The sequence below is a fragment of the Streptomyces luteolifulvus genome, assembly GCF_008806595.1.
Taxonomy (GTDB): Bacteria; Actinomycetota; Actinomycetes; order Streptomycetales; family Streptomycetaceae; genus Streptomyces; species Streptomyces luteolifulvus.
On record NZ_VZRB01000004.1, the window covers coordinates 46,080 to 67,330 of the forward strand.

Here is a 21,251-nt window from a genome sequence, read left to right on the forward strand (position 1 = left end):
TCGTCGTAAAAAGGACCCTCAGAACTTCGTCACCAGGACCCTCAGATCCGCACCTCGACCGTGCGGGCCAGCCGGTCGTGCAGGCCGCGGCCGTCGCGGTCCCAGATCAGGGCGGGGATGGCGAGGCACAGCAGAAACGTGCGCAGCAGGGCCCTCGGCGGGCTGACCCGGCCGGTGTCGAGCGCGGCCACCCGCAGCCCGAACAGGCGCTTTCCGGGAGTGAAGCCGACCGTGCCCACGGTCAGGACCCCCAGCACGAAGAAGATCAGCAGCGCCCAGTTGCTGGTCGCCTGGTCGTAGCCGTCCGTGATCAAGCCGTATGCGATCAAGAGGCACAGGCCCCAGTCGACGGCGAGAGCACCGAGCCGCCGGCCGGGGCGCGCGATCGAGCCAGGCCCCTCCTGCGGCAGACCGAGCTGTTCGCCCCGGTATCCGAAGTCGGCACCGGCTTGTTCCGCGGCCGCGCGGGGCCCGGAGAGCCACGATCCGATTGCTTGCCTGTTGTCCACCCGTCCAAGGTACTGCGCCCCCCTTTGCCCCTGGGACGGCGGGGTGCAGGCGAGCTAGGCTCGAAGCCGGGCCGGTTAACTTCTGCGAAACAATTGAGTCACGCCCGAGAAATCACCCGTCCCTAGGGTCGAGGTCAGCGTGTGCCACCGCACTGGCAGCACGAACGAACTACCACCCCGGCGAGGACGGTCGGGAGTAGGAGGAGCTGGATGTTCCAGAACGCCGACGAGGCCAAGAAGTTCATCGCGGACGAGGACGTCAAGTTCATCGACGTCCGCTTCTGCGACCTGCCGGGCGTCATGCAGCACTTCACGGTGCCGGTCGAGGCGTTCGACCCGGACGACGAGCTCGCCTTCGACGGGTCCTCGATCCGTGGATTCCAGGCCATTCACGAGTCCGACATGGCGCTGCGCGCGGACCTGTCGACCGCCCGGGTCGACCCCTTCCGCCGCGACAAGACGCTGAACATCAACTTCTTCATCCACGACCCGATCACCGGCGAGCAGTACAGCCGTGACCCGCGCAACGTGGCCAAGAAGGCCGAGGCCTACCTCGCCTCCACCGGTATCGCGGACACCGCGTACTTCGGTCCCGAGGCCGAGTTCTACGTCTTCGACTCCGTCCGCTTCGCCACCAGCGCGAACGAGTCCTTCTACCACATCGACTCCGAGGCCGGCGCCTGGAACACCGGTGCCCTCGAGGACAACCGTGGGTACAAGGTCCGCTACAAGGGCGGCTACTTCCCGGTCCCGCCGGTCGACCACTTCGCCGACCTGCGCGCCGAGATCTCCCTGGAGCTGGAGGCGGCCGGCCTGAAGGTCGAGCGCCAGCACCACGAGGTGGGCACCGCCGGCCAGGCGGAGATCAACTACAAGTTCAACACGCTGCTCGCGGCCGCCGACGACCTCCAGCTCTTCAAGTACATCGTAAAGAACGTGGCCTGGCGCAACGGCAAGACCGCGACCTTCATGCCGAAGCCGATCTTCGGTGACAACGGCTCGGGCATGCACGTCCACCAGTCCCTGTGGAGCAACGGCGACCCGCTGTTCTACGACGAGGCCGGTTACGCGGGCCTGTCGGACACCGCCCGCTACTACATCGGCGGCATCCTCAAGCACGCCCCGTCGCTGCTGGCCTTCACCAACCCGACGGTGAACTCGTACCACCGTCTGGTGCCGGGCTTCGAGGCCCCGATCAACCTGGTGTACTCGCAGCGCAACCGCTCCGCGGCCATGCGCATCCCGATCACGGGCTCCAACCCGAAGGCCAAGCGCGTCGAGTTCCGCGCGCCCGACTCCTCCGGCAACCCGTACCTCGCCTTCTCGGCGCTGATGCTGGCCGGCCTGGACGGCATCAAGAACAAGATCGAGCCGGCCGAGCCGATCGACAAGGACCTCTACGAGCTGGCTCCCGAGGAGCACGCGAACGTGGCCCAGGTCCCGACCTCGCTCCCGGCCGTCCTCGACTCGCTGGAGCGCGACCACGAGTTCCTGCTCGCGGGCGACGTGTTCACGTCCGACCTGATCGAGACGTGGATCGACTTCAAGCGTGCGAACGAGATCGCCCCGCTCCAGCTGCGTCCGCACCCGCACGAGTTCGAGCTGTACTTCGACGTGTGATCGGACCACGCGTGGACGACGCGTGAGCCGTCCGGCGCCCCCGTTCCTGCTTTCTCAGGGCGGGGGCGCCGTCGTATGGTTTCTGGCACTGCTGTTCGACATAGGCGAGTGGGGGATACGGGGATGGCCGAACAGGACGACTTCCAGCGGGAGTTCGACCTCACGTGGGCGGACAAGGCCGAGCACAAGGAGCCCTCCGCCCGGGCCCGGATGCTGGCCGCGCGCTGGAAGGAGAACCCTCCGGAGCGGCAGCCCTTCCGCGCCGACCCCGGACCGTCGGCCCCGCGCCGTTCGTCGTGGAAGTCGACCGCCATCGTGCTCGGCAGCGTGGCCGTGATCATCGTGCTGCTCGGCTACGCCAGCTACCGCCAGCCCTATTAGAGCTGCGCACAGTGCGGGACAAGATCAGGGCCGGGGAAGCCATGGTGGAGCGGCTCGCGAAGCGCACGCCCCTCGCGGAGGCCGTCGACACCACCGATCCGTCCGCGTGGACCACCCTGGACGCGGGCGTGCGCGCGGCGGCCGTGTGCCGGATGGATCTGCTGCCGACACGGGCATGGACCGAGGAACGGTGGTACGCGGTCGGGTTGCCCGGGATGTTCCGCCGCGCCGAGCACGCAGTCGAGGCGAAGCTCGCGCTGGCGCTGTGCCATCCCCACCGCTGGGTCAGGGAAGCGGCGATACGGCGCGCCGGCGCGTACCCCGCCCTGCTGCCGCTGGTGGTGCTGCGCGCCACCGACTGGGCCGACCCGGTGCGCGAGCCGGCACGGGAACTGCTGCGCGAGCGGCTCGGCCCGGACACGGCCGCGGCCCTGACTCCGCTGATCCTGCGGGTCGGTCGCCGCTACCGGGGCTCGTACGGGGTCGAGTTGCTGACCGAGGTACTGCGCCGGGCCCCCCGCGAGCGGATCGTTCCCCTCTTCACCGACCCCGACCGCGCCGTCCGGCGGTTCGCGTACCGACTCGCCGTCGAGGAGGGGCGTCTCTCCCCCGCCGAGCTGGCCACCGCCGCCGCCCGGGACCACGACGGCATCGTCCAGGACCTGTGCGCCGAGGCGGCGCTGGCCGGCGTACGGGAGGGCGCGGCGTACGACGACGTCCTCGGACCGCTGCTGCGCGCGCGCAATCCGCGCGTGCGCTCGGCCGGCGTCACCGCGCTGCGCCGGTCCGGGCGGCCGGAGCAGGCGGAAGGCTTCCTGGCCGACCGCTCGGGGCTGGTGCGGGCCTGTGCACGGTACGTCGTACGGCAGCACGCGACCGATCCGCTGCCGTGGTACCGGCGCCGGTGCGCCACGCCGGACGATCCCGCGCTGCCGCCCGGCGCGGCCATCGGGCTGGCGGAGTGCGGGGAGCGTACGGACGCCGAGCTGCTGTGGCCGCTGCTCGGCCACCCCTCCCCGAGCGTGCGGGCGCGGGCGGTGGCCGGGCTGCGGGCCCTGGACCTCAGGGACGTACGACGGCTGTGGCCGCTGCTCGACGATCCGGCACCCGGTGTCGTCCGCGAGGCGACCGCGGCTCTGCTGCCCTCCGCGCGGTCGCTGGACGCCGACTGGCTGGCGGAGCGGCTGGAGAGCGGACGACCGCGGCACGTACGCGTCTCCGCGTACCGGCTGCTGGACGCGCACGGCGGTGTCGTGAGGCTGCGGACCGCCGTCGCGCTCCTCGACGACCCGGACCTCAAGCTGCGGACGTGGGCCACACAGTCCGTGCAGGGCTGGCACGCGACCGCCGACGTGCCGCGCGGGGCGGCGGAGGTGGGCGAGCTGCTCGACCGGGCGCGGCACCTCTTCAGCGAGTACGCGCTCAAGCGCCGCAAATGGGGAGCCGGACTCGACGCCTGAACCTCACAGGGACCCTTTGCCGCTCCTAGGGCCGTTCGGGACCGTGTCATGGGAGACGGCGGGTGCACACTGGGCAGTGGGGACGAGTGCCTGGACTGCGGGGTGATACAGATGCAGAGCCGCTTTCGGAGCGACCGGCGACTGACCGTGCGGATGACGGTCACGCTGTTCCTGCTCGGGCTCCTGTACGTGGCCTTCGTCGCCGCGTTGATCGTTTTGCTGAAGTCGTGGGTGCTGGTCGTCGTCATCGCCGGAGGGATGCTCGGCGCGCAGTACTGGTTCTCCGACCGGATCGCGCTGTTCGCGATGCGCGGACGGGTCGTGGAACGGGAGGAGTATCCGGAGCTGCACGCGGTCGTCGACCGGCTGTGCGCGATCGCGGACATGCCCAAGCCGGTGGTCGCCGTGTCGCAGATGGACATGCCGAACGCGTTCGCGACCGGACGCAACCCCGACAACGCCGTGGTGTGCGTGACCACCGGGCTGCTGCGGCGGCTGGAGCCGGCCGAGCTGGAGGGTGTGCTCGCGCACGAGCTGTCGCACGTGGCGCACAAGGACGTCGCCGTGATCACGATCGCCTCCTTCCTCGGCGTGATCGCGGGCCTGATCGTGCGGTTCGCGTTCTACTCGCAGCTGTTCGGCGGGGGCCGCAGGGACCAGAACACCGCCGTGGTCTTCGCCGCCGTGATGGCGGTGTCGGCGGCCGTGTACGCGATCAGCTTCCTGCTGATCCGGGCCCTGTCCCGGTACCGGGAACTGGCGGCCGACCGGGCGGCGGCGCTGCTCACCGGGCGTCCCTCGGCCCTCGCGTCCGCGCTCACCAAGGTCACGGGCGACATCGCCCGGATCCCGACCAAGGACCTGCGCACCGCGCAGGCCTTCAACGCCTTCTACTTCACCCCGGCCCTGGGCGCCGAGCCGGGCCTGGCGCGGATCTTCTCCACGCACCCGAGCCTGGAGCAGCGGCTCGAACAACTGGGGCGGATCTCCACCGAGTTGGGTGAGACGGCGCTGCCGGGGAAGGCGGACTGAGGATGGGGTTGCTGGACATCCTGCTCGGCCGTACGAAGCCGGTCGCGCCCGATCTCGACCGGCTCTTCGCGCTGCCTTCGGCGGCCGTGACGCTGCAGGCCGCGGCGGGGTTCACACCGACCGGGCACGGGGCGGTGTGCTTCGCCACGGTGGAGGGCGCCGCCTTCGAGCAGACGCACCGGGAGGTCCAGGCCCTGCTGGACGCGGACGCCGACCGGAACGGCCCCCCGGTGGAGCTGCACCGGGACGAGTTCGGCTACTCCTGGCTGGTCTCACGCCGCACCCCCGACCAGCTCCCCCAGCTGGTCAACGATCTCCACGCGGTGAACAGTTCGATGGAGGTCAACGGCTTCGGCCCGCAACTGCTGTGCTCGCTCGCCGGCTTCCAGGACCCGGAGGGCCGGCGGCTCGCTCTGGTCTACCTCTACAAACGCGGCACCTTCTACCCCTTCGCGCCGCTGCCCGGTACCGGAGAGCGGCGCGACAATCCCCTGGAGCTGCGGGTCAAGGCGGCGCTGGCGGACGACCTGCGGATCGAGCAGGACCTGAGCCGCTGGTTCCCGGTGTGGGGCGCCCCCGGTCTGTGACCGCGGACGCCCCTGCTCACCGGCGGTCTCACCGGCCCTGCTCGCGCTCCTGACGCCGGCTCTCGAAGGGCCGCTCGCGGCGGTAGCGGCGGTCCCACTTGGCCTGCTGGTCACGACGGTCGCGGTAGGCGCGGTAGCTGCCGGCCGCCGGCCCGGAGGAGGAGCCCTGGGACGTGGGCGCCGAGGACGCGCTGCGTCCGTACTGCAGGTACAGGAAGAGCACGGCGACGGCGGCGAGCCACCAGATGTGGTTCCCGAATCCCAGAACGACCAGGACGACGGTTCCGGAAATGACGATGGTGCCCATCACGGGCCTCCGTGGGCGTGGGTTGGTCCGAGCGGTGATCGGTGTCGCGACGGGGCGCTGGGGAAGGGCGACCGTCCGTCGGTGCGTAGAGACTAGCCCCGAGTCCGCGGGGTGATACCTGTCCTGCGGAAAGCGAGGTGGGCGCCTCCGTAACGCGTCTCCAGCGTAGGGACGCGGTCACTCGGCGTGCATCTCCTTTTCCCGGAGGACGGGGGGCGTGAGTGAATGGGGGCATGAGTGAACTCCTGCCTTTCACGCACGAGTACGACGGCGAACACCTCAGTTGCGTGTACGGCGACGGCGGTGGTCCCGGAGCGGCCACCGCCGTCGCGCTGCACGGTGCCGGCAACGGCAGCAAGGAGCGATCGCTGCCGCTCCTCGAGGAGTTCACGGCGCACGGCTGCAACGCCCTCGCCCTCGACTTCTCCGGACACGGCGAAAGCAGCGGGGAACTGCGGGAGTTGAGTCTGCGGCGCCGCTTCGAGCAGGCCGTGTCCGTGATCGACGCGCGGGTTCCCGCGGACGGCCCGCTGGTCCTGGTCGGCTTCAGCATGAGCGGCCAGACGGCGACGGATCTCGCCGCGCACTACGGGGACCGGGTGGCGGCCCTGGGACTCTGCGCGCCCGCCGTGTACACGGCCGAGGCCTGGGACGTCCCGTTCGGCGAAGGGAACAGCCGGTTCAGCGAACTCATCCGCCGCCCGGACGGCTGGCGCGGTGCCCCCGCACTGGACGTACTGCGGTCCTTCGAGGGCCGTGCGGTGCTCGCGGTACCGGGCAAGGACGAGATCATCCCGCCCGCCGTCACCGAGGCGGTCCAGGACGCCCTGACCGCTCGCGCCCGGTTCACCCGCTTCGACCTCCCCGACGCCGACCACATCCTGGGCCGCTGGTTCCTCGAACACCCCGACGACCGAGGGGAGTTCGTCGCGGCGGTGCTGGCCGGTCCCGGCGACGGAGGCCGGACGCCGACCCGTGCCTGGGAACGCTACGGCTGAACCGCAGCGTTCGCGTTCCGCGGGGCCTGTGTCAGACCCCGGGCTCCGCCCGTACCACCCCCGCCATCACCGCCGCGACGAGTGCCGTGTGGTCGGCGGTGGTCTGGTCGGTGTAGTCCAGGGCGAAGTCCGCGACCGCCCGTTCGAAGGTGTCCGAGCTGCCCAGGTACGCGGCGATCGCGATGCGGTCGCCGGAGCGGGCGTGTGCGCGGGCGAGGGTGGTGCCGCACAGGCGGGCGTAGGCCAGGAGGTCGGCCGGGCCCATCCCGGCCACGTCCGCGGAGCCCTTCATATCGCGCAGCTGACGCCAGTAGAAGGCACGGTCCTGCGGTCCGGTCATCCACCCGAGGAAGATGTCGCTGGCGGACTGCAGCAGCCGCTGCCCGGCGACGACCCGGTGCCCGGGATGCACATACGGGCCGCTGGGCAGGTGCGCCTCCAGTACGGACTTGCGGGCTTCCTTGATCTGCAGGAACAGCGGGTCGTCGGCGTCGCGTCCGGCGAACAGCACGATGAAGCAGCGCATGCCGACGCTGCCGACACCGACGGTCTTGCGGGCGGCGTCGACGAAGCGGAAGCGGTCCAGGAGCAGACGGCGTTCCTCGGAGAGGGTGGAGCGGTAGTCGCTGAAGATCTTCCGGAGGGTGGCGGTGTCGGCGGCGTCGGCGGGTTCCAGGAGCGGCGGGTCGTGGATGATGCGCCGCCGGCCGTCGACGACCTCCGTCAGCTTGCCCAGGGCCTGCAGGCTGGTGCGGCGGCGGGCCCGGGTGAGCTGGGAGGCGGCACGGCGGCGGTGGCGGGCGGAGCGGACGAGGGGCAGCAGGCTTTCGACGTCGATGCGCTCGTACCACACGTCGAGTTCGCCCATGCGCGCCAGTCTCCGCATGTTCACGCGGTACGCGGCCGCGGCCTCCTGTGCCGCCCGGCGCACCTTGCCGTCCTCGTGACCGTTCTCGCGGGCGGCGACGGCGACGCTGGCGGCAAGCCGTTTCACGTCCCATTCGAAGGGCCCGGGGAACGTCTCGTCGAAGTCGTTGAGGTCGAACAGCACGGCCCGCTCCGGGGAGGCGTACAGGCCGAAGTTGAGCAGATGGGCGTCGCCGCACAGCTGCACGGTCAGGCCGGTGTGCGGCTGGACCGCGAGATCCGAGGCCATCACGGCGGCGGCCCCGCGCAGGAAGGCGAAGGGCGAGGCGACCATGCGCCCGTACCGGACGGGCAGCAGCTCCGGCAGCCGGTCCCGGCCCTGGCGCTCCAGTACGGCGACCGGGTCGGGCCGCTCGACGGAGGGGATCCACCGGCCGTGCGCGGAACGCGGGACACGCTTGCGGGCGGCCCTGCCGCGCTCGGCGGGGTCGGCGGGGGTGGTGGTCATCTGCCCTGCCCTTCCATCACGCCTCCCGGGTCTCGTGCGTCTCGTGGCTGTCCTGGCTCCCTGGTGCTCCTGGCCCGCGGTACCCCCTGAACGCAGTGAAGGCCGGGCGTGGGGGCACCCGCATGCCCGGCACGGCAAACGGGTGACGGCGCCGGTTGTCAGTGCCGTCCGAGAGGATGTGGTCAGGCGGAACGGCCAGGAAGACGGAGAGCGGGTGGAGGTCGGCATGACCGGCAGCGTCGGCGAGGGGCGGTACATCGGGGTGGCGGAGCGCCGGGCCAGGCTGGCGCTGCGGCACCGGCTGGCCGGGCCGGCCCGGGCTGCGGACCCGGAGGAGGCCGCCGCCTCCCTGGTGGCCCTGCACGGTTCGGACCCCGCGACGGTGTACCTGGCCCTGGGCGCGCGGCTGGCCGACCCGGCGCGGACCGTGCCGGACACCGGCCGGGCGCTGTACGAGGACCGCACTCTGGTCCGGATGCACGGCATGCGGCACACCGTGTTCGTGTTCCCCACGGACCTGACCGCCGTCGTGCACGCCTCGACCGGCCTCGCGGTCGCCGCACGCGAGCGTGCCACGCTGCTCAAGAACATGGCGAAGGCCGGGGCACCGGACGCGGCCTGGCTGAAGGAGGTCGAGGAGTCGGCCCTGGCCGTGCTGGCCCGGCGCGGCCAGGCCACGGCGGCCGAGCTCGCCGAGGACGAGCCGCGTCTGCGGGAGCAGTTCGTGTACGCGGCCGGCAAGAGCTACGAGGGTGTGCACACCGTCTCGACACGGCTGCTGAGGGTGCTGGGCGTGGAGGGGAAGGTCGTCCGGGGACGCCCCCTCGGCTCCTGGACGTCCAGCCAGTTCCGCTGGGCGTTGGCACCGGAACACCCCGAGCTGGACCCGGCCGGGGCTCAGGCCCGTCTGCTGCAGCACTGGCTCACCGCGTGCGGGCCGGCCACGGAGGCCGACCTGAAGTGGTGGACGGGCTGGCGGGTCACGGACGTCCGCAGAGCGCTGAAGGCGATCGGCGCGCGGCCGGTCTCCCTCGACGAGGGCACGGGGTACGTCGTCGCCGGCGACGAGGCTGCGCCGGCCGGACCGGCGGAGCCATGGGCCGCGCTGCTGCCGGCGCTCGATCCGACGGCGATGGGATGGCAGCAGCGGGACTGGTACCTCGCGCCGGAGCTGCGCCCCCGGCTGTTCGACTACAGCGGCAACGTGGGGCCGACGGTCTGGTGGAACGGCCGGGTGGTGGGCGGCTGGGCCCAGCGCGCGGACGGGGAGATCGTCTGGCGCCTGCTGGACACGGACGAGGTGGGCCGGGACGCCGAGGCAGCGATCACCGCGGAGGCGGAACGGCTGCGCAGCTGGGTGGGAACCACCCGGGTGACCCCTCGCTTCCGGACGCCGCTGGAGAAGGAGTTGTCGGCGTAGCTGCCCCTCAGCGGCCCCGGCGTGCGGCATGGCAACGCCGACGCCGGGCACCCCACCGCACAGGGCACCCGGCGCAGACGGTTCAACGTGAGTATCGAATCAGCGCCCTCACCATGTGGCACGTCGTGTCCGACGGCGGGTGCACGCCGATCACTTGGGCCGTGCTCCGTATCGTCTCGTTGCGGGCCTGGTTGGGCACGTACACGCCCGAGTCGAGCAGGGCGATGGCGAGGCGCATGGCCTTGAGGCGGCGGTTGTGGGTGATGTACCACTCGCGCGGACGGCCCGGCGGCAACGGCCGCTTCTCCACGGGCGCGTACGGCAGATCGAGCAGCACGGGCTGCTTCGCGGTGGACTGGGTGGGCAACGGCTTCGGCTTCAGTGCGGCAGCGGGCACAGGCATCCTCCTGTCGCGGTCAGGGCGCCCTCCCGGAGTTCGGCCACTCCGGCGACACCCTCGAACACTGCTTCTATTCTACTGCCCGCCACTGACAAAAGCCCCTGGCCACAAGGGCTTTCGGGGAGGCCGGGGCCAAGGTGGAGGACGGGCCGTCGTATACCGTGGGCGGTATGGAGATCTGGATCAATCCGGCCTGTTCGAAGTGCCGCAGCGCGATCAGTCTGCTCGATGCCGAGGGTGCCGAGTACACCGTCCGCCGTTATCTGGAGGACGTGCCGAGCGAGGACGAGATCCGGGACGTGCTCGGGCGGCTCGGGCTCGAACCGTGGGACATCACCCGCACGCAGGAGGCCGCGGCCAAGGAGCTCGGGCTCAAGGAGTGGCCGCGGGACGAGACTTCGCGCGAGCGCTGGATCAGCGCGCTGGCCGAGCATCCGAAGCTGATCCAGCGCCCGATCATCACGGCCGAGGACGGCACGGCGGTGGTGGCCCGCACCGACGCGGCCGTTCAGGACGCCATGTCCCGTTAGTTGACGGTTTGTCGGGTGGCGGGAGTCAAGGCCACTTCCCCTGTTACCCTCCGCCGCCATGACCTTCGGTGATCAAGGAATGCCGTACGGGGCTCCGGTCGGGGCTCCGGACCCGTACGCCCAGTGGGTGGCCGAGCAGGAACGGATACGCAGGAGGAGGCGGCGGACCGGCCTCGCGGTCGGTGCCGTGGCGGGGGTCGTTCTCGTCGCGGCCGTGGCCGCCGGCACCGCGATGTACACCGGCGGCGACGCGGACCGGGCGGCGGCTGCCGCCTCCCCCTCCACCCGCTCGGGCGGGACGCCCGTTCCGTCCGTGAATGTCGACATGCCCTCCGACGCCCCGTCCGCCCTGCCCTCCCTGCTGGCGCGCCCGGTGATTCGCCCCGAGCAGGCGTTCCCGGAGACGAACGTGCACCTGAAGGACGGCTCCCGTTACACACGCGTCGACCTGGCCACCACCACCGACTGCTCCCGCGGCATGTCGCAGGAGCTCGCCGCCCTGATCGAGCAGGGCGAGGAGTGTGCCCGGCTGACCGCGGCCCTGTTCACGGACGCGGACCGGCGCTCACAGGTGACGGTCACCGTGCTGAGCTTCCGGCGCGTCGAGGACGCCTCGCGGGTCTTCATGATGGCGTCCATGGACCCCGTGCAGTACCAGGTGGTCTCGCTCGATCCCCCGCCCGAGGCGGGAATGCCGACCGTGCCGCCCGGCTCGGCGGGGATCTTCCGACGGTTGATGACGGTCCGGTCCGTGGTGTTCGCCAACGGGCAGTGGGGCGACGGCGCGGAGACCCGCGAAGCGGAGCTCACACGGCAGACCGAGGGGCTGCTCCAGTACGTCAACGACACCGTGGTGGCCCACGAGGAGGGACGGAGCGGGGTCGGCTGAGCCCTCCGTCCGGGCATGTGACGCAGGTTACTTCAGCGAGTCCCGTAACCGCTGAGTAACTTCGTTCGGGATCTCGTACCTACCGACGTACGCTTCCCCGACCTCTTCAGGAGGCGCGCATGTCGCGTAGGAGAACTCTCGGCACGAAGAAGAAGATCGCGCTGCTCGTCAGTGCCGCCGCAGTGGCGGGCGGTGGGGCCTTCGCCCTGGCGTCGACTTCGAATGCCGCACAGAGCCCGCAGAACGCCAAGCCCCTGGCCGCCGCGGATTCGACGGTCTGTCAGGGGCTGGCCACGGCCCTCGGCAACAACCAGAAGTTCATCGATGGCCAGAAGGCGAACCCGGACGCCCAGTCGGAGGCCCGGATCGCCAACCGTACGGCGGTCATCGAACAGATCAAGGTCCAGCAGAAGGCCGCGGGTTGTGTCGTTGGGGAGTCGGCTCAGGGCTCCCAGGCGGCGCAGCCGGGGCAGAACGGCCAGCAGGACGCCGGCCAGCAGGCCGGCGGCGAGCAGGCTGGGGGCGCACAGCCCTCGCAGGCCGCCCCCGCGGAGAACGCCGACGGGAACAACGGCGGCGGAGCCGCCTCCGGTCAGCAGGTGTGCAACGGCTCGACCGTCACGCTGTCCGGCGAGGGCGGGGCCCCTGCCGCGTCCAGCAACCAGTTCCCGGCCGGGACCAAGCTGAAGGTCACCAACCTGGACAACAACAAGTCCACGACGGTGGAGGTCACCTCGGTCTCCGGCAGCTGTGTCCTGCTCAACAACGCGGCCTTCGAACAGGTCCGGGAGCCCGGAAAGTTCCTGATCCGCAAGGCAGTGATCGAGAAGGTGGGGTGAGGCTCAGCAGCCGACGAGAGGGATGAGGCGGCGGCAGCTGTTGCCGCTGTTGCCACCGCCTCGTACGTGTCACAGGTCCGGCCGCTCGCCCAGGGGCGGCCGGACCGGCGGGTACTGGGGCCGGCGACCGTTACGGGGGTGACGGTCGCCGGCCGCGCGCTGTGCGCACCTCAGGGCCGCACAGAACCCTCACACCGTGAATCGCGACACAGTGCCACCCGGTAACACGGGGTTCACATTCGAGCAATGACCGGGAAATCGCCTGTTGACAGGCTGCCGGGCATCCAAGGCGGCGCCTCAGTGCCGCAGCGCCGCAAGCACCCGCAAGTGCGCCAGACCCACCCCCGAAGGATGTGGCCCGTGACGTTCAAGGCTGAGTACATCTGGATCGACGGCACCGAGCCGACGGCCAAGCTGCGTTCCAAGACCAAGATTCTGGCCGACGACGCAAAGGGTGCCGAGCTGCCGATCTGGGGCTTCGACGGGTCCTCCACGAACCAGGCCGAGGGTCACGCCTCGGACCGCGTCCTCAAGCCGGTCTTCTCCTGCCCCGACCCGATCCGCGGCGGCGACGACCTCCTCGTCCTGTGCGAGGTCCTCAACATCGACATGACGCCGCACGAGTCCAACACGCGTGCCGCGCTCACCGAGGTCGCCGAGCGGTTCGCCGGCCAGGAGCCGATCTTCGGCATCGAGCAGGAGTACACCTTCTTCGACGGCGTCCGTCCGCTCGGCTTCCCCGAGGGCGGCTTCCCGGCCCCGCAGGGCGGCTACTACTGCGGTGTCGGCGCCGACGAGATCTTCGGCCGTGACGTCGTCGAGGCCCACCTCGACAACTGCCTGAAGGCGGGTCTGGGCATCTCCGGCATCAACGCCGAGGTCATGCCCGGCCAGTGGGAGTTCCAGGTCGGTCCGCTGGCCCCGCTGGAGGTCGCCGACCAGCTGTGGGTGGCCCGCTGGCTGCTCTACCGCACCGCCGAGGACTTCGGCGTCTCCGCCACCCTCGACCCCAAGCCGGTCAAGGGCGACTGGAACGGCGCCGGCGCGCACACCAACTTCTCCACCAAGGCGATGCGCGAGGGCTACGACGCGATCATCACCGCGTGCGAGTCGCTCGGCGAGGGCTCCAAGCCGCTCGACCACGTCAAGAACTACGGTGCCGGCATCGACGACCGTCTGACCGGTCTGCACGAGACCGCCCCGTGGAACGAGTACTCCTACGGCGTCTCCGACCGCGGCGCCTCGGTCCGTATCCCGTGGCAGGTCGAGAAGGACGGCAAGGGCTACATCGAGGACCGCCGTCCGAACGCCAACGTCGACCCGTACGTGGTGACGCGTCTGCTCGTCGACACCTGCTGCTCCGCGCTGGAGAAGGCCGGCCAGGTCTGATCCCGCCCAGCCGCTCCGAGAGGGTGCCCACCGTCGCGGTGGGCGCCCTCTCGCGTTGTCAGTGGCGCATGCCATGGTGGGGGCATGGAGATCGACGAGATCCTGGCCGTCAAGGTCCAGACGGAGAACGGCGAGACGTACACCCGGCCTTCGGTGGCCACGCTCCGGGAATTGGTGAACCGGATCGGCCGCCGCGGCGACCGGTTCCTCGTGGTGCAGCGGATACCGGACGTCCCGGACGTCTTCGCGCAGGTGTGGCACAAGCGGCGGTCGGACTACCAGTTCGAGTACCGGGCGAGCCGCGAGGTGTTCCTCTGCACCGTGTACGCCACCGCGGATCCCACCGCCGACGCCCTGGTGGGCTGGGCGCGGCAGGAGGAGGGCTGGGATGCCAAGACCGCCTGGACTCCGGTCGGTTTCGATCTTCCGGCACAAGTGCCCGAGCCCGCCGACGAGGTGCGCGAGCAGGTGGAGGCACGCATACGCGAGCTGCTGCGCTGCGGGTACGCCGACCGGGACACGCTCAACGAAGCCGCCGAGGAATACCTCGTGAGCGGCAAGGAGCGGCCGGTGTCCCCTGCACAGGCCCGGCAGCTCGTGGACCGGCTGTGGCTGGAGCGGCTGGCCGAGATGCAGACCTGGCAGGGCACCACCGACCCCGAGCGCCTCACCCGCGCCTTCGAGGCACTGACCGCGCAGGGGATCACCGCCCGGGAGAACTTCACCTGCTGCCGTAACTGCGGCACGGCGGAGATAGGTGGGGAACGCGCCGACGGCGACCGGGGCTTCGTCTACTTCCACTCGCAGTGCGCCGAGGGCGCGGCCGTCGGCAGTGGACTGACGCTGCTGTACGGCGCGTTCGACGGCTCGGCCGAGACCACGGCGGCCGTCGGGCACAAGGTGGTGGCCGCGCTCACCGAGGCGGGTCTGTCCGCACAGTGGGACGGCAGTCCGGACACCGCCATCACCGTCACGCCCTTGACCTGGCACAAACGCCTGGTGGGGTGAGGTCCCCGGCATCAACTCCAGTCCAGGGAAGCGTCCGAGCAGTGAGAGGAGGGGTCCTGCCGTCGGCATCCGTCTGCTTCAATGGGGCCATGGCCAGCTTCCGGAAGTTCAACGCGACGGGTCGCCATGACCTGGAGCCCTTCTGGCCTTCCCGTCAGCATCACGACTTCGACCGGGTGTGTTGCCGCGCGACGACCGCGCCGGCCCTCTGAAGCCGCACAACCCGGTCTTCGGCCGGCGCGACACGTCGTACGTCCCTCGACGGGCCCGACCACGAACTCGGGCCGTCGGTCTTCCCGACGCACTCCTCGCGCGAAAGAGCTGACCTCTCATGGCGACCACCCGTTCCTTGCCCACCGCCGCTCTCACCGCCCCGTCCGCGACCGCACCGGCCGCCGGCACGGCGACCGCATCCGCCCGGCACCGGCTGCGTGCCGTCGACCGCGACGAGGTGGTCGACGTCACCGGCTTCCTGCCGCCGGGCGCCACCTGGCTGCCCGCTCCCCAGCACACCCCGCCCACCCTGCCGGGCCGGCCGCCGATGGTCGGCTATCTGGTCCTCGTCCCGGCCGACCAGCAGCCGCCGTTCCTGCCGGTGCCGGTGTCCGGCCATTCCGAGGCGGGCGGGCCGGCCGAAGAGGAGGGCACCCCACTCGTCCGCGTCGACACCGTGGAGCGCACCGCCGAGGTCGACGGACGGGAACTCGACCTCACGTACCTGGAGTTCGAACTGCTGGCCCATTTGGTGGCGCACCCGAACCGGGTCCACACGCGCGACCAGCTGGTCACCACGGTGTGGGGCTACGGACACGTGGGCGACGGCCGCACCGTCGACGTCCACATCGCCCGCCTGCGCCGCAAGCTGGGCGCCGAGCACCGCGGCGCGATCCGGACGGTGCGGCGGGTCGGCTACAAGTACACACCGCCGACCGGACGTTGACGGTTCCCGGAACCCGACCGTTCTCCTGACAGCAGATTCCCGTTCCGTCCCGCGGCAGGTTCGTGCACAGTCACCGGCATGAGACTTCTGATGCTGGGCGGCACGGAGTTCGCGGGGCGGGCCGTCGTGGAGGCGGCGCTCGGGCGCGGCTGGGACGTGACCGTCTTCCACCGGGGAAGGCACCCGGCCCCGCCCGGGGCCCGGTCGCTCCAGGGCGACCGCACCGCACCCGGCGGGCTCACCGCGCTCGCCGGGTGCGGCGAGTGGGACGCCGTCGTCGACACCTGGTCGGGCGCGCCCCGGGCAGTACAGGACGCGGCGAGGCTGCTGCGAGGCCGGGCGGGACGCCATGTGTATGTGTCGAGTTGTTCGGTGTACGCCTGGCCCCCGCCGGCCGGGTACACCGAGGACGCGCCGCCGGTCGAGGGCGCCGAGGCCGGCGCGGAGCAGACCGACTACGCCCGGGACAAGCGCGGCGCCGAGCTGGCCGCGGCCGAGGCCTTCGGAGCGGACCGCACCCTGCTCGTCCGCGCGGGGCTGATCATCGGCCCGTACGAGAACATCGGAAGGCTGCCCTGGTGGCTGAACCGGATCGCGCGCGGCGGACCGGTCCTGGCCCCCGGGCCGCGGGACCTGCCGATCCAGTACGTCGACGTCCGCGATCTCGCCGAGTGGATCCTCGGCGCGGTGGAGCAGGGGCTGAGCGGGCCGTACAACCTCGTCGGCCCGCGGGGACACGCCACCATGGGCACGCTGCTGGACGCATGCGCCGACGTCACCGGCGGGTCGGCCGAGCTGCGGTGGACCGACCCCGGGGTGATCCTCGGTGCGGGCATCGAGCCGTGGGCCCAGCTGCCGGTGTGGGTGCCCCCGGGGAGCGAGGAGCATGCGGCGCTGCACGGCGCGGACGTCTCCCGCGCAGTCGCCGCCGGTCTGCGCTGCCGCCCCGTCACCGAGACCGTGGCCGACACCTGGAACTGGCTGCAAGGCATCGGCAACGTCGCACCGCAGCGCCCGGACCGGCCGGCAGTGGGCCTGGACCCGGAGCTGGAGGCGAAGGTGCTCGCGACCGGCGGGGGCGTATCTGGCACCACCCCCTGACCAGGGGGGTCCCGCTCCCGTGACCCTCCCACGCGTCCCGGCCGGACCGACGCCATGACGCCGAACCGCGATTTCCGTAACCTGTGCGGGAGTTGGGGCCGAATTGTCTCGCGAATCTCTCACCAATTCCTGAGCCGGCTGAACACCCGTGGGACGGCCTCCGTATGAATGGGAGCCGCTTCACTCCTGTCGGGCGCCTCGATGCTGCCCCGCAAGGAAGTCAGAGGAGTTCCATGGGACGCAACACACGCAAACGCCGTACGCCAATGGCCACCAAAGCCATCGCCGCATCGGCGGCCCTAGCGCTCGGTGGGGGCGGGCTGATCTGGGCAAACTTCTACGCTTCGGCGCACGAGTCGAACGACTCGGCGTGGAACCAGACCAAGGCCGCGGACGCGCAGGTCGCCACCATCTCCTGCCCGGACGTGGGCCAGAAGCTGACGAGCGTGCCCCGCGGGGCACGCTCCGGCGTCTACACGGAGCTGGCGAACCTCGACAAGCAGATCACCGAGGCCTACACCCGTCTCGCCTCCACGCGCCAGGCCCAGGCGAACGACGCGAACTTCGTGCAGAACGCGATCGTCAGCCCGCTGAAGGACAAGCGGACCGCGACGCTCGACCGCATCAGGATCAGCATCCAGCGGGCGGGCGGCTCGGTCTCCAACTCGCTGAGCCAGCTCGCGGCCTGCACGACGCAGACCGCAACCCCGCAGACCAACGCCGGTGAGGCCGACGGCCAGCAGCAGGACGGCGGCCAGGACGACGGCCAGCAGCAGGACGACGGCCAGCAGCAGGACGGCGGCCAGGACGGCGGCCAGCAGCAGGGCAACGGCGGCCAGGCCGGCAACGGCCCGGTGGCGGCGGACTTCGTCGACATCACCCAGGTCCAGGGCAATGCCCAGCTGGGCGTGGGCGCGAACGGGCTCAAGGCGAACGGCAACAGCGGTTCGCGGGGCAGCTTCACCACGAGGTGCGGCACCAACGGGAACGACAACCACAACACGGACAACGTGATCGTCGCCCCCGGTGTCACCAACGGCGCGCACCACCTGCACGACTACGTCGGCAACCAGAACAACGACGCGTTCGCGAGCGACCAGGAGCTGGCCGGTGCCGGCACCAGCTGCCAGAACCAGGGCGACAAGTCGTCGTACTTCTGGCCGGTGCTCCGTCTGCAGGACGGTTCGCAGGACTTCGACCAGAACAACGACGGCGGTGGCAAGGAGGGCAACGTCGGCAAGATCCTCCAGCCGGCCCAGGCGCAGCTGAAGTTCGTCGGCAACAAGACGGGCAATGTCGTCGCGATGCCGACGGCCCTGCGCATCATCACCGGTGACGCCAAGTCCTTCGTCAACGGCCTCGGCAACGCCAACGTGAACTGGAGCTGCACCGGGTTCGAGAACAAGGTGCAGCTGGAGGACAAGTACCCGATCTGCCCCGAGGGCAGCCAGGTGGTCCGGACGACCAACTTCCAGAGCTGCTGGGACGGCCAGAACATCGACAGCGCCAACCACCGCACGCACGTGGCGTTCGTCCAGGCCGACGGCACCTGCGCCAACGGCTTCCAGGCGATCCCCCAGCTCCAGGTCCGCCTGGTCTACGACGTCCCGGCCCCGCAGATCGAGAACGGCCAGGTGGTGAACCCGTTCGCGGTGGACACCTTCCCGGAGCAGCTGCACAAGCCGGTCACCGACCACAACGATTTCATCAACTTCTTCTCCCAGAACCTGATGAACAAGATGGTCGACTGCATCAACACCGGCAGGCGCTGCGCCTGACCCACTGAGAAAGCCGGCGGTGAGGATTCCTCACCGCCGGCTTTCTTCTGTGCCGGGCCCGCTCAGTGACCGGAGTGCGAAGCGCCCCCGGAGGACCCGGAGGACTCGTGCGCGGAGTGGTCCGTGCCCTCCTCGATGTCGCCGCCGAGCGTGTCCCGCAGTGCCACCACCGTCTTGCTCTCCCCCACGGCCACCCACTTGCGGCCGACCAGGTAGTGACCGCCGTAGTCCTTGGCGCCGTTGATCCACTCGCGCTGGCCGCGGTCGGTGGCGAAGGTCGCGAGGATGAACTTGCCGTCGGAGTTCTTGCACACGGCCTGGCGGATCTCGTCGGCGTCCGTCTGCATGTCCGGCGTGCACTTCACCTCGGCGGCCAGGTGCTCCAGGCTGCCGGTGGCCGCCTCCGGCACCGCCTTCGTGTCCGAGTCGGAGCCACAGCCCGCCAGCACCAGCACCAGCGTGGCGCCGCTCAGCGCGAGCATCGGTCGGGTCACCTTCATCTGTCCTCCCTGCGAGAGCCTCGTCCTGGATACGGCTCCCGCGCACGGAGCACTCAACATACCGCTGCGGACCGGGCACACCCGTGCGACGGTGTGCCGGTGAACCAGGACGGGGAGGACCGCGTGGCCGCCGCCTGGTTCAGCTCGTTGTCTGTCGATCCGGGGACCAACTCTCCGCAGCCAGGTGACCATCCAACGATTCGCTCGTTCTGCTGAACGTGCAGTCACAGGATGTCGCCCCGCGCCGCCCCGCCCACGCCGCCTCCGACCCCGTCGTCGATGTGGCGCAGGCCGAGGCCGCGCTCGTCGAGCACTACCCACGGCTGGTCCGCCTCGCCTACCTGGTGCTGCCGCCGGGCCCGGGCCGGGGCCGGCGCGTGCTGACCGCGCATGCCCTGGCCCAGCGCGCCCTGCCCCGGGGCAAGGCCGCGTCGCCGGTGATCCCGGCACAGACGACGGGCCGTGACGGCGATCCGGGCTACGCCTATGTCCGCCTCCAGGTGGTGCGTACGGCGCTGGAAGCGGGCCTGCCGCTCAGGCGCAGGGCGTGGCCCAAGCGGTCCCAGCTGCCGCCGCTGCTGCCCCAGGTGTGGGGTCTGCGGCTGTTCCCGCGTTCGGGCGGCGCCGACGAACTCGCTCTGGACCAGCGGTTGTCCGCGCTGTCCGGCCCGGCGCGCGCCGCGTATGTGCTGCGCGGCCTGGAGAAACTCCCGGACGGCGCCGTACGCAAGGTCCTGACCGAGGCCGGTGTCACGGACCCGGACGCCGCGCTGCGCGAGGCGGACCGGGTCGAGGCCCGGTACGCGCTGCTCGGCTCCCCCGAGTTCGACCCGTGTTCGCTGCAGGCCCGGCCCACCGATCTGATGCGGCGCAGACAGCACACCAAGGCCGCACTCACCGCCGCGGCGGCCGTCGTCGTGTGCGGGGCGCTGCTCGGCCTGCCCGGCGGCGGCCTGGGCCCGGACGGCGCTGCCGCGCCCTCGTCCGCGCAGAACCCGGCGGCCCAGGCCGCCCTCGACCCCGGCCGGCTGACCAAGGCCGCCCCCACCGCGTGGAAGTCCGCCACGCGCACCGGCTTCTCCGTGTGGCCCGCCCGCGGGGAACTCACCGGCGACAAGGCCCTGCTGCGCCGCGCCCTCGCCGTCTGGGCCCGCCCCGGGGAGACCGTCCGGATCTCGGCGACCCCCGGCACCCCGTCCGGCGGCCCGGCCGGCCCGCCCCAGCTTCTGTACGCCGGGCCCGTCGACGGCGCGCGCGTGGTGATCTTCTACGACGGTCTGCGCATCGCCCGTTACGCCGAGCCGCAGGGCGGCGCGCAGGGCGCGGCGCTCGACTTCGCGCGGGTCGACTCGGCCACCGGGGCCGAGGCGGCGGCCGTGGTCCTGGGCCGGGCGGACGGCAATGTGCGCTATCTGACGGCGCCCTGGGTGAAGAAGGCCGCCGAGCGGGACCTGCTGAAGCCGGGCGCGGGGGCGATGGATCTCGACCTCACCGGTGGCACCACCGCACCGCTGGCCGGGCCCGGTCGGCAGAGCGGCGCCTGCACGTCGTGGAACGTGCTCCAGCTGACGGACGACTCGGGCACGCATCTGCTGACCGACCTCGGTGAGCTGGTCCCCGCCCACCTCACCGAGGGGCGGCCCGGCTCACCCGGCGAGGCGTCCGGTGCCGGGGCGCTGCACACCTGGTCGCCGTTCGCCTGCTCGCTGGCCTCGGTGCGCTCGGCGGGCGTGCGCAGCGTCAACGCGTGGGCGTACGCCGAGCAGCCGCTGCCCGACGCGAGCGGATCGGCGGACTGGGTGTGCACCCGGGCCGAGACCTGGAGGGGCGGCGGGACCCGGGTGCTGGCCCAGTTCCACACGCCGGACGGGGAGTACGGCGCGGTGGCCGCGCAGGCCGAGGACACTCCGGCGTGCGGTCCGCGGGAACCGCAGGTGCTCGCGGGAGTGCTGTGGAAGTCGCAGGCGGGGTCCTGGTATCTGCTCGGGGCGGGCGGCGGGGAGCTGTCGTCGATCAGCGCCACTGGTCGGGTGCAAGGCAGCGCACAGGGCAACCTGCTGGCCGTACGGGCGAAGCAAGGGGTCCGGGCGGGGCTGAAGGGGACCCTGGAGGACGGGCGGACGATCAGCGGGCTGCGCTGACCGCGGGAGCCTGCCGAGTCGTACTCCGGTGAACGACCGTGTCCGGT

At 71.3% G+C, this 21,251-nt stretch carries 21 protein-coding genes; 16 read left to right on the forward strand and 5 right to left on the reverse strand.

Annotation, left to right across the window (positions count from 1 at the left end; all coding sequences use genetic code 11):
• Window positions 1-41 precede the first annotated feature (41 nt).
• Window positions 42-509, reverse strand: coding sequence for an RDD family protein (locus F7R91_RS07185; protein WP_150945702.1), 468 nt, complete (start codon window positions 507-509; stop codon window positions 42-44).
• 210 nt (window positions 510-719) lie between these two features.
• Here F7R91_RS07185 and glnA point away from each other — a divergent pair, with 210 nt between their 5' ends.
• The 5 genes from glnA to pspAB all read left to right on the forward strand — a co-directional run bounded on the left by glnA (window position 720) and on the right by pspAB (window position 5,589).
• The gene (gene glnA / locus F7R91_RS07190) at window positions 720-2,129 is read left to right on the forward strand and encodes a type I glutamate--ammonia ligase (protein WP_150945704.1); all 1,410 of its coding nucleotides are present in this window, start codon (window positions 720-722) and stop codon (window positions 2,127-2,129) included.
• A gap of 123 nt (window positions 2,130-2,252) precedes the next feature.
• Window positions 2,253-2,510 carry an SCO2583/SCO2584 N-terminal domain-containing protein gene (locus F7R91_RS07195; protein WP_150945705.1) on the forward strand — a complete coding sequence of 86 codons (258 nt, stop codon included), beginning with the start codon at window positions 2,253-2,255 and terminating at the stop codon, window positions 2,508-2,510.
• A 41-nt stretch (window positions 2,511-2,551) separates the two neighbouring features.
• Window positions 2,552-3,970, forward strand: a complete 1,419-nt coding sequence (locus F7R91_RS07200; RefSeq protein ID WP_191971409.1) for a HEAT repeat domain-containing protein — start codon at window positions 2,552-2,554, stop codon at window positions 3,968-3,970.
• A 111-nt stretch (window positions 3,971-4,081) separates the two neighbouring features.
• On the forward strand, window positions 4,082-5,002 hold the full coding sequence (gene htpX / locus F7R91_RS07205) for a zinc metalloprotease HtpX (RefSeq protein ID WP_150945706.1): 921 nt from the start codon (window positions 4,082-4,084) through the stop codon (window positions 5,000-5,002).
• 2 nt (window positions 5,003-5,004) lie between these two features.
• Window positions 5,005-5,589, forward strand: a complete 585-nt coding sequence (gene pspAB / locus F7R91_RS07210) for a PspA-associated protein PspAB (protein ID WP_150945707.1) — start codon at window positions 5,005-5,007, stop codon at window positions 5,587-5,589.
• Between the two features lie 28 nt (window positions 5,590-5,617).
• On the opposite strand, the gene F7R91_RS07215 is transcribed toward pspAB, so the two are convergent.
• Entirely contained in the window at window positions 5,618-5,896 is a 279-nt protein-coding gene (locus tag F7R91_RS07215) for a hypothetical protein (RefSeq protein WP_150945708.1), read from the reverse strand.
• 233 nt (window positions 5,897-6,129) lie between these two features.
• On the opposite strand from F7R91_RS07215, the gene F7R91_RS07220 reads away from it, so the two are divergent.
• Window positions 6,130-6,894, forward strand: a complete 765-nt coding sequence (locus F7R91_RS07220; RefSeq protein WP_150945710.1) for an alpha/beta hydrolase — start codon at window positions 6,130-6,132, stop codon at window positions 6,892-6,894.
• 31 nt (window positions 6,895-6,925) lie between these two features.
• On the opposite strand, the gene F7R91_RS07225 is transcribed toward F7R91_RS07220, so the two are convergent.
• The gene (locus tag F7R91_RS07225) at window positions 6,926-8,269 is read right to left on the reverse strand and encodes a DUF2252 domain-containing protein (RefSeq protein ID WP_150945712.1); all 1,344 of its coding nucleotides are present in this window, start codon (window positions 8,267-8,269) and stop codon (window positions 6,926-6,928) included.
• Between the two features lie 226 nt (window positions 8,270-8,495).
• On the opposite strand from F7R91_RS07225, the gene F7R91_RS07230 reads away from it, so the two are divergent.
• Window positions 8,496-9,689: a winged helix DNA-binding domain-containing protein gene (locus F7R91_RS07230; RefSeq protein WP_150945714.1), complete on the forward strand. Its 1,194-nt coding sequence runs from the start codon at window positions 8,496-8,498 to the stop codon at window positions 9,687-9,689.
• A gap of 82 nt (window positions 9,690-9,771) precedes the next feature.
• On the opposite strand, the gene F7R91_RS07235 is transcribed toward F7R91_RS07230, so the two are convergent.
• Entirely contained in the window at window positions 9,772-10,086 is a 315-nt protein-coding gene (locus F7R91_RS07235) for a hypothetical protein (RefSeq protein WP_150945716.1), read from the reverse strand.
• 173 nt (window positions 10,087-10,259) lie between these two features.
• Here F7R91_RS07235 and F7R91_RS07240 point away from each other — a divergent pair, with 173 nt between their 5' ends.
• From F7R91_RS07240 to F7R91_RS07280, 8 genes are all read left to right on the forward strand, one after another.
• Window positions 10,260-10,619, forward strand: coding sequence for an arsenate reductase family protein (locus tag F7R91_RS07240; RefSeq protein ID WP_150945718.1), 360 nt, complete (start codon window positions 10,260-10,262; stop codon window positions 10,617-10,619).
• Between the two features lie 58 nt (window positions 10,620-10,677).
• On the forward strand, window positions 10,678-11,508 hold the full coding sequence (locus F7R91_RS07245; RefSeq protein WP_225320556.1) for a hypothetical protein: 831 nt from the start codon (window positions 10,678-10,680) through the stop codon (window positions 11,506-11,508).
• A gap of 119 nt (window positions 11,509-11,627) precedes the next feature.
• Entirely contained in the window at window positions 11,628-12,347 is a 720-nt protein-coding gene (locus tag F7R91_RS07250) for an RlpA-like double-psi beta-barrel domain-containing protein (RefSeq protein WP_150945721.1), read from the forward strand.
• Between the two features lie 360 nt (window positions 12,348-12,707).
• Window positions 12,708-13,736 (forward strand): glutamine synthetase, encoded by a 1,029-nt coding sequence (gene glnII / locus F7R91_RS07255; RefSeq protein ID WP_150945722.1) that lies wholly within the window; start codon window positions 12,708-12,710, stop codon window positions 13,734-13,736.
• A gap of 84 nt (window positions 13,737-13,820) precedes the next feature.
• Window positions 13,821-14,744 (forward strand): DUF6891 domain-containing protein, encoded by a 924-nt coding sequence (locus F7R91_RS07260; protein WP_150945724.1) that lies wholly within the window; start codon window positions 13,821-13,823, stop codon window positions 14,742-14,744.
• Window positions 14,745-15,075: 331 nt separating this feature from the next.
• Entirely contained in the window at window positions 15,076-15,684 is a 609-nt protein-coding gene (locus F7R91_RS07270) for a winged helix-turn-helix domain-containing protein (RefSeq protein WP_150945728.1), read from the forward strand.
• A gap of 78 nt (window positions 15,685-15,762) precedes the next feature.
• Window positions 15,763-16,785, forward strand: coding sequence for an SDR family oxidoreductase (locus tag F7R91_RS07275; protein ID WP_150945730.1), 1,023 nt, complete (start codon window positions 15,763-15,765; stop codon window positions 16,783-16,785).
• 233 nt (window positions 16,786-17,018) lie between these two features.
• On the forward strand, window positions 17,019-18,563 hold the full coding sequence (locus F7R91_RS07280; RefSeq protein WP_150945732.1) for a DUF1996 domain-containing protein: 1,545 nt from the start codon (window positions 17,019-17,021) through the stop codon (window positions 18,561-18,563).
• A 62-nt stretch (window positions 18,564-18,625) separates the two neighbouring features.
• Here the strand turns inward: F7R91_RS07280 and F7R91_RS07285 are convergent, their stop codons facing one another.
• Window positions 18,626-19,063, reverse strand: a complete 438-nt coding sequence (locus F7R91_RS07285) for a hypothetical protein (RefSeq protein WP_150945734.1) — start codon at window positions 19,061-19,063, stop codon at window positions 18,626-18,628.
• A 218-nt stretch (window positions 19,064-19,281) separates the two neighbouring features.
• Between F7R91_RS07285 and F7R91_RS07290 the strand changes: the two genes are divergently transcribed.
• Complete coding sequence (locus tag F7R91_RS07290) at window positions 19,282-21,204, forward strand: hypothetical protein (RefSeq protein WP_150945736.1); 1,923 nt, start codon at window positions 19,282-19,284, stop codon at window positions 21,202-21,204.
• Window positions 21,205-21,251 lie beyond the last annotated feature (47 nt).

Coding starts and splice junctions, on each gene's coding strand:
- glnA (WP_150945704.1), top strand. CDS start 720: ATGTTCCAGAACGCCGACGAGGCCAAGAAGTTCATCGCGGACGAGGAC.
- F7R91_RS07195 (WP_150945705.1), top strand. CDS start 2,253: ATGGCCGAACAGGACGACTTCCAGCGGGAGTTCGACCTCACGTGGGCG.
- F7R91_RS07200 (WP_191971409.1), top strand. CDS start 2,552: ATGGTGGAGCGGCTCGCGAAGCGCACGCCCCTCGCGGAGGCCGTCGAC.
- htpX (WP_150945706.1), top strand. CDS start 4,082: ATGCAGAGCCGCTTTCGGAGCGACCGGCGACTGACCGTGCGGATGACG.
- pspAB (WP_150945707.1), top strand. CDS start 5,005: ATGGGGTTGCTGGACATCCTGCTCGGCCGTACGAAGCCGGTCGCGCCC.
- F7R91_RS07215 (WP_150945708.1), bottom strand. CDS start 5,896: ATGGGCACCATCGTCATTTCCGGAACCGTCGTCCTGGTCGTTCTGGGA.
- F7R91_RS07220 (WP_150945710.1), top strand. CDS start 6,130: ATGAGTGAACTCCTGCCTTTCACGCACGAGTACGACGGCGAACACCTC.
- F7R91_RS07225 (WP_150945712.1), bottom strand. CDS start 8,269: ATGACCACCACCCCCGCCGACCCCGCCGAGCGCGGCAGGGCCGCCCGC.
- F7R91_RS07230 (WP_150945714.1), top strand. CDS start 8,496: ATGACCGGCAGCGTCGGCGAGGGGCGGTACATCGGGGTGGCGGAGCGC.
- F7R91_RS07240 (WP_150945718.1), top strand. CDS start 10,260: ATGGAGATCTGGATCAATCCGGCCTGTTCGAAGTGCCGCAGCGCGATC.
- F7R91_RS07245 (WP_225320556.1), top strand. CDS start 10,678: ATGACCTTCGGTGATCAAGGAATGCCGTACGGGGCTCCGGTCGGGGCT.
- F7R91_RS07250 (WP_150945721.1), top strand. CDS start 11,628: ATGTCGCGTAGGAGAACTCTCGGCACGAAGAAGAAGATCGCGCTGCTC.
- F7R91_RS07260 (WP_150945724.1), top strand. CDS start 13,821: ATGGAGATCGACGAGATCCTGGCCGTCAAGGTCCAGACGGAGAACGGC.
- F7R91_RS07270 (WP_150945728.1), top strand. CDS start 15,076: ATGGCGACCACCCGTTCCTTGCCCACCGCCGCTCTCACCGCCCCGTCC.
- F7R91_RS07275 (WP_150945730.1), top strand. CDS start 15,763: ATGAGACTTCTGATGCTGGGCGGCACGGAGTTCGCGGGGCGGGCCGTC.
- F7R91_RS07280 (WP_150945732.1), top strand. CDS start 17,019: ATGGGACGCAACACACGCAAACGCCGTACGCCAATGGCCACCAAAGCC.
- F7R91_RS07285 (WP_150945734.1), bottom strand. CDS start 19,063: ATGAAGGTGACCCGACCGATGCTCGCGCTGAGCGGCGCCACGCTGGTG.